Origin of the sequence: Paraburkholderia lacunae (assembly GCF_003353175.1) — a bacterium.
Classification (GTDB): Bacteria; Pseudomonadota; Gammaproteobacteria; order Burkholderiales; family Burkholderiaceae; genus Paraburkholderia; species Paraburkholderia lacunae.
On the sequence record NZ_QHKS01000001.1, the window covers coordinates 24,334 to 38,000 of the forward strand.

The 13,667-nt window shown below is 59.8% G+C and carries 9 protein-coding genes and 1 other RNA gene; 4 read left to right on the plus strand and 6 right to left on the minus strand.

Features of this window, described 5'->3' with window-relative positions:
* Window positions 1–33 precede the first annotated feature (33 nt).
* Window positions 34–2,670 (minus strand): DNA gyrase subunit A, encoded by a 2,637-nt coding sequence (gene gyrA / locus DLM46_RS00135; protein WP_115098714.1) that lies wholly within the window; start codon window positions 2,668–2,670, stop codon window positions 34–36.
* 476 nt (window positions 2,671–3,146) lie between these two features.
* Here gyrA and ompA point away from each other — a divergent pair, with 476 nt between their 5' ends.
* The 4 genes from ompA to ssrA all read left to right on the plus strand — a co-directional run bounded on the left by ompA (window position 3,147) and on the right by ssrA (window position 5,955).
* The gene (gene ompA, locus DLM46_RS00140; protein ID WP_115098715.1) at window positions 3,147–3,797 is read left to right on the plus strand and encodes an outer membrane protein OmpA; all 651 of its coding nucleotides are present in this window, start codon (window positions 3,147–3,149) and stop codon (window positions 3,795–3,797) included.
* Between the two features lie 234 nt (window positions 3,798–4,031).
* Entirely contained in the window at window positions 4,032–4,730 is a 699-nt protein-coding gene (gene ubiG, locus DLM46_RS00145) for a bifunctional 2-polyprenyl-6-hydroxyphenol methylase/3-demethylubiquinol 3-O-methyltransferase UbiG (protein WP_115098716.1), read from the plus strand.
* A gap of 24 nt (window positions 4,731–4,754) precedes the next feature.
* Entirely contained in the window at window positions 4,755–5,468 is a 714-nt protein-coding gene (locus DLM46_RS00150; protein ID WP_115098717.1) for an HAD family hydrolase, read from the plus strand.
* A 117-nt stretch (window positions 5,469–5,585) separates the two neighbouring features.
* Window positions 5,586–5,955: a transfer-messenger RNA gene (gene ssrA / locus DLM46_RS00155) on the plus strand.
* 261 nt (window positions 5,956–6,216) lie between these two features.
* On the opposite strand, the gene DLM46_RS00160 is transcribed toward ssrA, so the two are convergent.
* From DLM46_RS00160 to DLM46_RS00180, 5 genes are all read right to left on the minus strand, one after another.
* The gene (locus tag DLM46_RS00160; protein WP_115098718.1) at window positions 6,217–6,462 is read right to left on the minus strand and encodes a hypothetical protein; all 246 of its coding nucleotides are present in this window, start codon (window positions 6,460–6,462) and stop codon (window positions 6,217–6,219) included.
* A gap of 593 nt (window positions 6,463–7,055) precedes the next feature.
* Complete coding sequence (locus tag DLM46_RS00165) at window positions 7,056–8,405, minus strand: TolC family protein (protein WP_115098719.1); 1,350 nt, start codon at window positions 8,403–8,405, stop codon at window positions 7,056–7,058.
* Window positions 8,398–10,515, minus strand: coding sequence for a peptidase domain-containing ABC transporter (locus tag DLM46_RS00170; RefSeq protein ID WP_115098720.1), 2,118 nt, complete (start codon window positions 10,513–10,515; stop codon window positions 8,398–8,400). The genes DLM46_RS00165 and DLM46_RS00170 overlap by 8 nt, the downstream gene beginning before the upstream one ends.
* A 1-nt stretch (window position 10,516) precedes the next feature.
* Window positions 10,517–11,710, minus strand: a complete 1,194-nt coding sequence (locus DLM46_RS00175) for a putative HlyD family type I secretion protein (RefSeq protein WP_115098721.1) — start codon at window positions 11,708–11,710, stop codon at window positions 10,517–10,519.
* Window positions 11,711–11,803: 93 nt separating this feature from the next.
* Complete coding sequence (locus DLM46_RS00180; protein WP_244305771.1) at window positions 11,804–12,502, minus strand: lysophospholipid acyltransferase family protein; 699 nt, start codon at window positions 12,500–12,502, stop codon at window positions 11,804–11,806.
* Between the last annotated feature and the right edge of the window lie 1,165 nt (window positions 12,503–13,667).

Sequence of the window (13,667 nt, forward strand, 5' to 3'; positions counted from 1 at the left end):
CCAATAACTGAGACTGAGAACCGCCGACGAGGATCAGGCCGCACCACCGTCTTCACCGCCGTTGTCGCTTTCAGCGGGACCCTCTGCGTCACCTTCGACATCCACATCTGCTTCCGCCTCAGCAACCTGTTGCAGACCTGAAAGCTTGGTCCCTTCGTCAAGGCTGATGAGTGTAACACCTTGGGTTGCACGCCCCATTTCTCGAATTTCCGACACGCGCGTGCGGATCAGCACGCCCGTATTGGTAATCAGCATGATTTGCGCTTCTGGATCCACCAGCGTGGCGGCAACCACTTTGCCGTTACGCTCCGATGTCTGGATCGCGATCATCCCCTTCGTACCGCGTCCGTGACGGGTGTACTCGGTGATCGGGGTGCGCTTGCCGAAACCGTTTTCGGTTGCGGTGAGCACCGACTGCTGCTCGTCGCCGGCCACCAGCAGCGCGATCACGTTCTGACCGTCTTCGAGCTGCATGCCGCGCACACCACGCGCCTCACGGCCCATCGGACGCACGTCGTTCTCGTCGAAACGCACCGCCTTGCCCGAATCCGAGAACAGCATCACGTCGTGCTCGCCGTCGGTGATGGCAGCACCGATCAGGTAGTCGCCGTCATCCAGACCGACCGCAATAATACCCTTGCGCAGCGGCCGGCTGAAGGCTTCCAGCGGCGTCTTCTTTACGGTTCCCAACGCGGTTGCCATGAAGACGAACTTGTCGGCCGAGAACTCCTTGACCGGCAGCACGACCGTGATCTTCTCGCCGTCCTGCAACGGGAACATATTGACGATCGGCCGGCCGCGAGAGTTCCGCGAACCTTGCGGCACTTCATAAACCTTGACCCAATACACGCGGCCGCGGTTCGAGAAGCACAGAATGTGATCGTGCGTGTTCGCGATGAAAAGCGTGTCGATCCAGTCGTCTTCTTTCATCGAAGTCGCCTGTTTGCCGCGACCACCACGCTTTTGCGCGCGATACTCGGACAACGGCTGCGATTTCACGTAACCCGCATGCGACATGGTCACGACCATTTCTTGCGGCGTGATCAGGTCCTCTGTGTTCAGTTCGGTCGCGTTCAACTCGATCTTCGAGCGGCGCGCGTCGCCGAATTCGGCCTTGATCGACGTGAGTTCGTCGACGATGATCGCCGTAATGCGCTCCGGGCGAGCCAGGATGTCCAGCAGGTCGGCGATCTGCGCCATCACTTCGCGGTACTCGCCGATGATCTTGTCCTGCTCCAGACCGGTCAGGCGCTGCAGACGCATCTGCAGGATTTCCTGAGCCTGGGTGTCGGACAAGCGGTAAAGGCCGTCGGCCTGCATGCCGAACGCCGGATTCAAACCGTCAGGGCGATACGCTTCGCGGCCGCCGGCCGACGCGTTTTCCGCCTCTGCACGCGACAGCATCTCCCGCACCAGCGACGAATCCCACGGACGCGCCATCAATTCCTGCTTGGCGATTGGCGGAGTCGGCGCGGCCTTGATAATCGCGATGAACTCGTCGATGTTCGCGAGCGCGACCGCCAGACCTTCCAGCACATGGCCTCGTTCGCGCGCCTTGCGCAGTTCGTATACAGTGCGCCGCGTCAGCACTTCCCGGCGATGCGACAGGAAGCAGGTCAGCATCTCCTTCAGGTTCAGCAGTTTCGGCTGGCCGTCGACGAGCGCGACCATGTTCATGCCGAACGTGTCCTGAAGCTGGGTTGCCTTATATAGATTGTTGAGGATGACCTCGGGCACTTCGCCGCGCTTCAGCTCGATCACGACGCGCATGCCGCTCTTGTCGGATTCGTCGCGGATATCGGAGATGCCTTCGAGCTTCTTCTCGTTGACCAGTTCGGCGATACGCTCCAGAAGCGAGCGCTTGTTCACCTGATACGGCAGTTCATCGACGATGATCGCCATGCGCTGGCCGCGGTCGATTTCCTCGAAATGCGTGAGCGCGCGCATCACCACGCGGCCACGGCCGGTGCGATAGCCGTCGCGCACGCCGGCCACGCCGTAGATGATGCCGGCGGTCGGGAAGTCGGGCGCCGGGACGATCTCGATCAATTCGTCGATCGTTGCTTCCGGGTTTTTCAGCAGATGCTGACACGCGTCGACAACTTCGTTGAGATTGTGCGGCGGGATATTGGTCGCCATGCCGACCGCAATACCGGACGAGCCATTGATCAGCAGATTGGGAATGCGCGCCGGCAGGATGGCCGGCTCGTTTTCGCTGCCGTCGTAGTTCGGCGTGAAGTCGACCGTTTCCTTGTCGATATCGGCCAGCAGTTCGTGGCCGATCTTCGCCATGCGGATTTCGGTGTACCGCATCGCCGCGGCATTGTCGCCGTCGACCGAGCCGAAGTTGCCCTGACCGTCCACCAGCATGTAGCGCAGCGAGAAATCCTGCGCCATCCGGACGATCGTGTCGTAGACAGCCGTGTCGCCGTGCGGGTGATATTTACCGATGACGTCGCCGACAATACGCGCCGACTTCTTGTACGCCCGGTTCCAGTCGTTGTTCAGTTCGTGCATCGCGTACAGCACGCGCCGGTGCACCGGCTTCAGGCCATCGCGAACATCGGGAAGCGCACGCCCCACAATCACGCTCATCGCGTAATCGAGATACGAACGGCGCATTTCCTCCTCTAGGGAGATTGGCAGAGTCTCTTTGGCGAATTGATCCATTATCCGTATCTTTTACGTGCGAAGACGACGACAACACCGCGCCTTCGCGTAAGCATTGCAGGCGCAACGCATCACGCGATTCTAACATGCCGCGCATCCGCCCCCGACGAGGGTACGTATACCTATTAGCAGGCGCACGCGAAAGCCACCTGGGCGACCGGCGATTGAGCCTGGGCAGGCTCGATTCGTGCATGAGCCAATCCGCCGCTCAGCCATGACTGGCGGCGCCTTCGGCCGATTGCTTCTGTTGCGCATGCACCACAATTGGAGGGTGATTTGATCGGGGGCAGATTTTTTTATCGTTGGAAGGGAACGATATGGCAAAATGCCAACGCACAAAGAGTTAGACACTGCTCGAAGTCTACACAGCACGTTTTTTGTTCTACACCGATGTTATACTTCGAGCAATGTATGACTTGTCTTCGTCAACAGGCTCGCAGTAAACCTGCGGTAATCTCAATTTCGAGAGGAGAAATATGAATAAACTTTCAAAGCTCGCGTTCATTGCAGCTACCGCAGTTATGGCTGCATCCGCCATGGCGCAGTCGGTGCCGGCGTCGCGACAAGCTACGAACGACAACTGGGTGAATGGTACCGGCGAATACGTGTGGATGAACGGCACGAACGAGCTTTGCTGGCGCGATGCATTCTGGACGCCGGCAACGGCCAACGCTAAGTGCGATGGCGCCCTGGTTGCCCAGGCTCCGACCCCGCCGGCTCCGGTCGCACCTCCCGCACCGGCCATCACGAGCCAAAAGATCACGTATCAAGCTGATGCGCTGTTCGACTTTGACAAGGCTATCCTGAAGCCGGCTGGCAAGGAAAAGCTGGACGATCTCGCATCGAAGGTCCAAGGCCTGAACCTGGAAGTTATCGTTGCAACGGGTTACACGGACCGCATCGGTTCGGACAAGTACAACGACCGTCTGTCGCTGCGTCGCGCTCAAGCTGTGAAGTCGTACCTGGTGAGCAAGGGTATCGAAGCCAACCGTATCTACACGGAAGGCAAGGGCAAGCGCAACCCGGTCACGACCGGCTGCAACCAGAAGAACCACAAGCAACTCGTCGCCTGCCTCGCACCGGACCGCCGCGTGGAAGTCGAAGTTGTCGGTACTTCGAAGCAGTAAGCTACAAGTTACCGCAGTATCAAAGCCCCGCTTCGGCGGGGTTTTTTTATGCGGTTGTTCTTTTCGTTGCGTTTTTCGTCGAGCGAAGCAAGCTCGACGAAAAACGCAACGCAATGGCATCGGACGCTCAAACCGGTCACGCGAAGCGGCATTTTGCCGCCCCGTCCGCCGGCCTATATACTCAGGGTTTATCCTCGAGCGCCCGCTCGCCGCTCTCATCGAGGCTGCCTCCCCATGACCAACGCCGATCCCCACGAACTGCAGAAATTTAGCGATCTCGCGCATCGCTGGTGGGACCCCAACGCCGAATTCAAGCCGCTGCACGAACTCAATCCGATCCGCCTTGGCTGGATCGATACGCACGCCCATCTGGCCGGCAAACGTGTTCTGGACATCGGCTGCGGCGGCGGCATTCTGTCGGAATCGATGGCGGGACTGGGCGCGCACGTGAAGGGAATCGACCTGTCGAGTCAGGCACTCGGCGTGGCGGACCTTCACAGCCTTGAAAGCGGTGTAACCGTTAATTACGAAGAAATCGCAGCTGAAGCACTCGCGGCCCGCGAACCCGGCACGTACGACGTCGTAACCTGCATGGAAATGCTCGAGCACGTGCCCGAACCGGCCGCCATCGTCGCTGCCTGCAAGACGTTGGTGAAACCCGGTGGCTGGGTGTTTTTCTCCACGCTGAACCGCAACGTGAAGTCGTACCTGTTCGCCGTGCTCGGCGCCGAATACATCGCGCGGATGCTGCCTAAAGGCACGCACGACTACGCGCGCTTCATCCGTCCCTCGGAATTGGCGAGCTTCGTGCGCGCTGCGGACCTGCGCACAGCCGATATCAAAGGTATCGTGTATAACCCGCTCAGCAAGCACTTCGCTCTGTCCGACGATACGAGCGTGAACTACATGCTCGCCTGCCGTCGCGACGCCTGATCCGCCCCGACCTCTGTCCAATCAATGAGCGATCCCACGCCCCTGCCCCAACGCGAAGACGACGACACCGCGATCAGTCTTTGCGAGGCTGTGCTGTTCGACCTTGACGGCACCCTGGCTGACACCGCGCCCGATCTCGCCGCCGCCGTCAACAAAATGCGCCACGACCGCGGCCTCGACATGGTGCCGCTCGAAGACCTGCGCCCGCTCGCGTCCGCAGGCGCGCGCGGACTGATTGGCGGCGCCTTCGGCATCGGTCCTGACAACCATGAGTTCACGTCGATGCGCGAGGAGTTTCTCGCCAATTACGAGGCGGATTTATGCATCGAGACCACCCTGTTTCCCGGCATCCCCGAATTGCTCGACGAACTCGACGCACGCGGCGTGCGCTGGGGCATCGTGACCAACAAGGTGGCGCGGCTGACCGACCCGCTGGTGGCGCAACTCGGCCTCGATGCGCGCGCGGGCTGCGTGGTCAGCGGCGATACGACACCGCATTCGAAGCCGCATCCGGCGCCATTGCTATACGCCGCCCGCGAACTGGATCTGGCGCCGGAGCGCATTGTCTACGTCGGCGACGACCTGCGCGATGTGCAAGCGGGTTTCGCGGCCGGCATGAAGACAGTGGCAGCCGCGTACGGCTACTGCGGCAACGATATCCCGCCGACGCAATGGCATGCGCAGCACGTCGTACGGTCGCCGGCTGAATTGCAGAAGCTGCTGCGCGAAATCGGCTGAGCCTCGCCTGGCGCGCCGCCGCAACGCAACACGCATTCGCTCAGGTAATCAGCAAAGACGCGGCCGTCAAACTATTGTAAAATCTACGTTGGCCCAGAAGTTTGGGCAACGAACCGCGGGGGCGACCTGGTTTCGACAGGGGTTGCGAAGCGGCTAGGGCATGTCGAGGACCCGTCACCTCGTTAATCAATGGGAAAAACGTAACTGCAAACGACGATACGTTCGCACTGGCAGCCTAAGGGCCGCCGTCCTCTGCCTAGTTCACTGACGGGCTAGTGTCGCAAGACCGGTAGCAATATCGCCAGAGGTCATATACGTCAGTTAAGCCTTGGTGGCGTCACGACATCCGGGTCGAAAATCTAGTGAATCGCCGTAGTGCAGCGTGTTCGTCCGCGTCACTACGGTTAAATCAAATGACAGAACTAAACATGTAGAACTGGTCGTAGAGTGCTTCTGGACGCGGGTTCGATTCCCGCCGCCTCCACCAACACATAGTCCTGACCCAACTCAGGATGTCCGAGAAGCCCCGCCAACTAACGGTTTGCGGGGTTTTTTCTTTTCTTGATCGTCTAAAATCGTCCTGCCTGATCCGGGGGGTAATCGGGGCTTCATGAAATAGACCATTGAAGTCGCAGATCTCCTCCTCAAAATCCTGTCTTGCGTCGCGCAATTCCTGGCGCGGAGCGATGGGCGCTTTACACCTTCCGGCTCGTCGGGGCAGATAGCTAACCGAGCAATGCGACCCTCGTCACTGTTCAGGAAGCTCGACCGTTGATTGAGTTCCGTTCGCAGAAATCACCGCGATAAACTCGACGACGGTCATCTGATAGCGGACTTCTCGACGAACGCCCGGCGTTCTGCAGTCGATATCGGTCAGCACGACAACGCTACCGTCGATCGATGCCTCCAGACGCAATGTGTGAATCTCGCGCGCAGATGTGGCGTCTGTCTCGGACAAGAGCGTCATCGTGCCTGTCGCACCGTGGCTTGGCATGGTCAACTCCTTCTGTTTTCTAGGTCAACACAGCGCCGGTGACATGCGATACGAATTTCAGTGAAATCGCCGTTTTCCTGATCATGCGAATTGCATCGGAGCATCGTACGGAATCGGAATATGACCGTCAATATAAATGCGAACGATTCGCATCTGTATTACTAAACCGTAATCTTCCGCTTTGACCGTGACCAGTGGGATGCCGTGAGGAATGGTGCTGCGCCAAGGTTCGTCTGTAGACCACCCTGTGCCTACTGTCACCCGGCTGCCGCTGGTCAGCGCACGACTTGAGGGTGATCCTTTTCTTTACGCGACGGGCGACCTATGCTCAGCCGTTACGGGTTTATCCGGCCACCCGAGAAACCGGTCCACGCCACGCGGTGTGCATGACGCGATGCCTACCTTTTCCAATCGACCGCTGGGGCAACAGTCCCATCCCTGCAGGGCGTTGCGCCCTAATGCAGCCTCGCTGAGCGTGCAATTTTTGATGGCTGAGAGCGATGCGCTGGAACACATTGCCACGGCTAGCAGAGAGGACAAGAACGGGCTCCGCCAAGCTAACGCTTCGCCAGGCGTCCTCTTTTTCCGCGCGGTCAGTGAGCCATGCCTTGCGGCGCTGACGGCCTATCCCCAGGCATAAGCAGCGAGTTCACCTGCGCCACCTCGTCGATCGTCAGCGATGCGGCCGCCGACTTCAGTTGCAGCAGTGCCAGCAAGGTGTCGTAGCGGGTGCGGATCAGATCGCGGCGAGTTGCATAGAATACGTCCACGGCTCGCAGCACATCGGAACTGGCACGGCTACCCACCTTGAAACCCACTTGCGCTGCTGCGACAGCGGCGCGAGATGTCTGCAACAGCCGCGCCAGTGACTCGGCCCGCACCGTCCCCGAGCGAAACCGCGCCCAGTTCTCGCGCGCCGCTCCCCCCGCCTGACGGGTGGCCGATACCAGGTCGTTTTGCGCCTTGTCCTTGAGCGCCACCGACTCGTCGAGTTTTGCTTCTGTCTCGCCGCCTTCGAAGATGGGAATGGTGATCGCGAACATCGCCGTCGTAGTTGTGGTCGGGCGGGTAAAGCCGCCCGCAGCCCCGGCCGGCGAATGGCTCGCGGTCACACTGACCGTCGGATAATGGTTGGCGCGTGCCTTCTCGACGTCGAACCCGGCGATCTTGCGATCGATCTGCTTAAGTTGCACAACATAGTCGTGCGCTTCCGCCTGGTCAGCCCACGCTTCGCAGCCGTCCGGTTCCAGACGCGGCAAGGTCGCGGTGTTCGACAGACGCGATAGCGCGGACAACGGTTGCCCTGTAAGTTGCTCGAGGGCGAGACGCTTCAACTGCAAATCGTTACGCGCGTCCATGAGCTGCAACTGGGCCTGCTCCCTCCCGGACTGCGCTTCTTGCAAGTCGATCACCGTCGCCTCGCCAGCAGCCTGCCTGCGCCGAAGCTGGTCCATATGCGCGTCGAGCGCCGCGTTATAGTCAATCGCTCTGGCGAACTCATCCTCCGCCGCCAGTTCGTCAAAGTAGGCGCGCGCGGCACGCAAAATCGACGCTTGCTGGGCACGCGCAACGTCGACCACACCGCGCGCCTCGACAAGGCCGGCCTGCCGGTAGGCAGTCCAACGGCTCCAGTCGACAATTGGCTGCGTCAGGTTGACGATCCAGCCGTTCTGCCAATAGCTGGTGCGTGGCAATGCTTCGATTGCCGTGCTGTTATAGGCTCGTCCCCAGCCGCCCTGCACTCGCGGCAGCAGTCCCGCCCGTGCCTTCGGCACAGCCTGCCGCGCTGCGCTTGAAGCGGCGCGCAACGCGGCAAGGTCCGCGTCATGGTCGACAGCTTGCTCGACGACTGAAAGCAGATCGACTGCGCAAGCGTCATTCGAGTGCCCCCACAAACCGACCATGGCAGCAACGCACGCCGCCAGCAACGCCTGCTTATTCATGGGTCACCACGCCGGGATGCGCCCCACCATGCCGCACTTCGCGCAGCAGTTCGCCATCCACAAGTCGGTAGCAGGTGTCGAACGCCGACGCCAGCGACATGTCGTGCGTGATCACGACCACGGTCCGGTCGAGCCGCTGCAGCAGCGCGACAATCCGCCGTACGGATGCCGGATCCAGGTTGGAGGTCGGTTCGTCCAGCAGCAACAGTTCCCGCTGCTGATACAACGCGCGCGCCAACAACAGACGCTGCCGCTGACCTGCGGAAATATTCGCAATCGTGTCGCTGACGACGGTCCGCGTGCGCATCGGCAAGCGCATCACGTCAGCGAGCAACCCGACTTCATCGAGCAGCGCATGGATGCGTGCTTCGTCGGCGTTGCCGGCGAACAGCGAGACATTTTCTGCAATCGAGCCATGCAGAATGAGATCGCCCTGACGCATGTGCACCGCGTGCCGACGAATCTCGTCGACGGTGAGGTTCGACCACGCAATGCCGTTCAGCGTGATCTCCCCCGCCTGGAGCGGCTCAGCGGCTGCCAGCAGCTTGAACAGCGTGGATTTGCCGCTGCCCGACGGCCCGGTAATCACGATCTTGTCGCCCTTGCGAATGGTGATGTTCGCGCGCGTTAGCACCGGCTGATCCGATACGCCATAACGGAACGTGACATCGCGTACGTCGATCTGGTGGAACGTCTGAACCTCCACCGTTTTGTGGCTATCGCTCGCGGGCGTATAGCGTTCCGGTTCGCAGTCGACGATATCGCCAACGCGCGTGACCGGCACACTGAGCATGAAGTACTCGAACGTGGCATTGATGGAACGCGCAAAACGCTCCGACAGCAACGACTTGTAAATCAGGAAGGAATAAAACACGCCCACCGAGATAGCGCCGCCTAGCATGAGCCGTGCGGCAAACCACGTAATGGCCAGCATTTCCACGTAGTTGACGAGCTTCAGGACGGCGTCGCGTGCGCTGGATAGCCGGCCGCTGTGCACCAGCGCCGCGATATAAGCGCGGTATTTCGCCATGAACATGGCCGTGCGCCGCACTTCGCCTTGCGACAGCTTGACGAGCGAAGCAGCTCGTATCGTCTCGAAGAGCGTGTCATCGCAGCGCGCCGATTCTTCGAGTACGAGCGCATGCGTGTCACGCATCCGGGAAAAAAGCAGAAGCGAAATCAACGCGTACAGCGTAAAGAGTCCGAGCGCGATCGCCGTCAACAACCGGCTCTGTATGAGCATCAATGCAAGGGCCAGGATGCCGACAGCGATATCGATGCCCAGCGAGATGAGCGTACGCGTGCAGAATGTGCTGATTTCATCGTGTGCCTTGATGCGCGCAAACAGGTCTCCAACGTGCCGCTTTTCGAAGTAAGGAAGGGGGTTGCGCAACAGGTGAGACACCATACCTTCGGTTGCATTCATCTGTACGAGTCCGTGCGCCAATTCGACCAGGTAACTCTGAACGTACTGGCTGAACGCACCGATGAAAAAAATCGCGCCGAAGGTCACGACGAGCACGTGCAGCAGATTCAGGTTATCCGCGGCCACGACGTTGTCGAGCACGAGGTTGCCCAGATAGGGCATGGCGAGAATTGCGGTCTGGCTGCCAAGCGCGACGAACATCACCTTCGCGGTCCGCGCCCGCAATTGAGGGTTCAACGCTCGCACGCGCGCAAGCGCCGCCGGCACGCGGGACCGTTCTCGCAGCCTGGGCATCGCCGGTGTCGGCGAGCATTCGAGCATGTAACCGGAGATGTTGCTGAGGAAGGTATCCATCGACACGCGGCGGCGGCCGCTCGCCGGGTCGATCACTTGCACATAACCGCGCCCCTGCTTTTCGAAGACGACGAAATGGGCGCCGCCAAAGTGCAGGATCGCACCCTTCTTGATCTCCTTCAGGTCCGATGCGTCGAACTGATAGGCCTGCACAGCCAGACCGAAGTCGACCGCAACGTCGTACAGATCCATTAAGGTCAAACCATTTGCGGAGATCGACCGATACGCTTGCAACTCGCGAACTTCGGTGGCGCGGCCAAAATGCGACAACACCATCGCAAGACACGCATAACCGCACTCGGCCACTTCGTTTTGATAGATTGCGCGCACTTCAACCTCGCAGAATGCGGAAAAACGGCGCCAGCACCCACTCGGCGATCGTGCGGCGCTCGATGACGACGCTTGCGGTCCCAGTCATGCCAGGCAGGATGTCGAAACGTTGCCGCCCGAATTCGAACTGGTTGCCGTTAAGGGTGGCCCACGCCATATAGTCGCCGTCCGGCGCACGCGGTTCGGATGCGCCTGCCGCCGACATGGTCGAGCGCAACGTGGTGCGCGAAATCGAATCGATGCGGGCTTCGTAGCTGCCGAAGCGGGCATAAGGAAACGCATCGAGCTTGAGGCGTACGATCTGTCCTTCATGCACGAAGCCGCGTCGTCGTGACGGGATACGCAGCGCGGCGCGCAGCCCACCGCCTTTGCTTGTGGTGATCACGAGCGCGACATCGGCCGGCGTCAGCGTGCGGCCCGGCACCAGGTCGGAGTATGCGACGACGCCCGCCTTCGGCGCGGAAATGGTCGTGTTCTGACGGTTCTCCTCGAAGCGGATGCGGATGTCCTGTATGTCGCGCGCTTGCCGCGCGTCCATTTCATTCAACTGCGCTGCGAGTTCCATTTGCGTGGTTTTCGCGGCACCCCGTTCCGCGAGCAACTGCTGGCGCCGCGCGGCGCCCTGCGCAACCGCCACCTTTGCCTGGTGCGTGTCCGCCCGCGCCTGCTCGATGCGGTCCACGGTGACGTAGTCCGAGACAGATTCGAGTCGCGCAAGCTTGTGACCGGACTCGTCCACGAGGTGGCGGTTCTGCGCAATCTGCTCGTCAATCGCGCCCAGCTCCGCGCTTCGGCTTCGCTCGGTTAGCCGGGCATTGTCGAGTTGCACGGTCAGCGCGGCCCTGCGTTGGCCATATTGCGCTTCGACGGAATGAATCTGTTCATCGCGCATGTGCTCGTCGAACCGCGGGCGCGGCTGGCCGTTGCTCGTCAGCGTGAGGTCGCGCTCAAGACGAAAGAGCGGCGTGCCAGCCGCCACGCGATCGGTGCTATGCACATACACGTCCGCAACGAGCCCGCTCAATCCCTGAACCTTGACGTCGGAGGGCGAGACGATTTCAGTGCGCACGTCCTGCTTGAGTTCGACCTCGTGCACGAAGGAGAAAATAACCGCCGCAATGACAATCGCTGACGTCGTATAGGCAATCCAGCGGGACGAAACATCCCTGAATTGCGGAAGATTGATGGGTTTCATTATCTGTTCTTGCCAGCCTGAGCCGGCACTACTTTCTTTGAGACCGTCCGACTACCGCACATCACGCCGGCCGCGCAACTTCAGCGACGCGCGTCACTTGCTTGCCGAGAACGAGTACATCGACGGATGCCCGGCAATGAGTGAATGACGGCAGTTATCGATCAACGCATTTTCGATCTGTTGAGCGAGTCGCTGCGGCGCGTCTGGCTGGGTCAGCTCTAAAGGCGCCAGTACTTCACCGCTGAAACGTCCTCGTTCGAACCTGAGATAGAACGGCAGCAACAACGCTTCGAATTGCGCGCCGAGACGAAACACGCCGTTGTGAATTCGGGCGGCACGCCCGAACATCGATACGTCGACGGTCTCCATTGGAAAACGGTAAAGCGCGAACGGCGGCACGTCGGCAAACAGCACGGCTATGCCGCTGCGCCTGAGTGATCGCGCGAGACGCAGGCCGAGGCCGTTGCGATTGTCTTCGCCGTAGGTGTAAAGCACCTGCACGCCGGGAATCTGCGCGTGATCTTCACCGTACTTATTGCGCGGCACGCCCGACACTACAGCGATCGATTCGAGACCAAGCAGTGCCCGCAACTCGTCAATCACGTAAATATTTGCGTATTGCGATACGTAATGAAACGGGGACACGAAGATCGGCCGCCCCGGACTGGCGGCTTGCAATTGGCGAATCAGAGCCGCCAGTTCGTTCGCGACGGACTGCAGATCTGGCCATGCTTCGGCGCCACGCAGGTGCCTGCCGAAGTAAATACGTTGGTCAATCAGTCGCTCACGCAAATCTGTCGTGGCGACGCTGCACGTGTCGATTGGAGCCCCCCCGGCGATGCTCAGGGCGAATTCACAACGCTCGGCGCCGCGCCAGCGAGCGCGGGCGTCAAAGAGTGTTTGAACGCGCCAAGCCACGGCGGCCAGGGGAGCGATAGCGGCTACAGGCAGCCGCGCGATCAACGCACCCTTGGCACGATAAGACTCGCGCACGGTGAAGTTTCTCAACGAAGCCCGCCACATCGTTAGTCTGCTGAAATCCATATTCATGCGGAAGGCGGGAGACCAGCCGCTCAAGGCGGTCTCCCGCGGCATGTCAATTACGCCTTCGCAACCGGTTTCGCCGGCGTCGGCTTCACGGAAGCCTGTGAGCTTCTGCCGCTGTATTTGCAGCAGCCACCGGCAACAGCGGATTTAGCAAGCGCGGTGCGATCGATTTTTTGCATCTTAAACCTCTATTAATAAAGTCAATAAATTTGCCCAGCTGAATTAATACGCCCTGCCGAGCGGGGCGAATCCTAGCACGACAAACTTCCATTGTGGAATGACCGAAAAATGTGGTTTTCGGCGGTCTTGCGAGACGTTTGTATAATTGAAACACCTAACCTTTCGAACCTTGATTCAGGCAGGACACCCTCCCACAACAATAGCTGGAAGCCTTTCGCATCAAGCTTTTCGACGCCCGCCTCGCGGGGCAGTGGTGAGCTACACCGTCACTTGAAAACCAGTTAAACCCGATTCATCTCTTCAATAAAAAACAAATACCGGAATTTTCCATTCATTAATAAGAATAATCAAAATTGGAAATTCACAAAAACCCATAAAACATCCGAAAATCCATTGTATTTCGTCGAAAAATGAACGTCGAACTCCGGAAAATTCTTATTGGCCGAGCGACCCGTACGCTCGGTCAAATCGTTTGGGTCACGCCGAACAACTGTGGCCCCTGCCCAGTACCACCGGACTCAATCGAACGTATCGACGCGCACCCAACTCCGACGAGCCTGTCGGTACCGACGTGCAGTAATTTTCAGCCACAGCGAAAACGTACAAAGCGGCCGGGCGGCACTTCACTACCCGGTTCACCGAGCCAGGCAATGTATTTAAATTCGAGCTGGAATGAGCGCCTGCGTCCGCGCGCCGACATGCTTCGGGAGGTCGGAGGAGCGTACGGTTG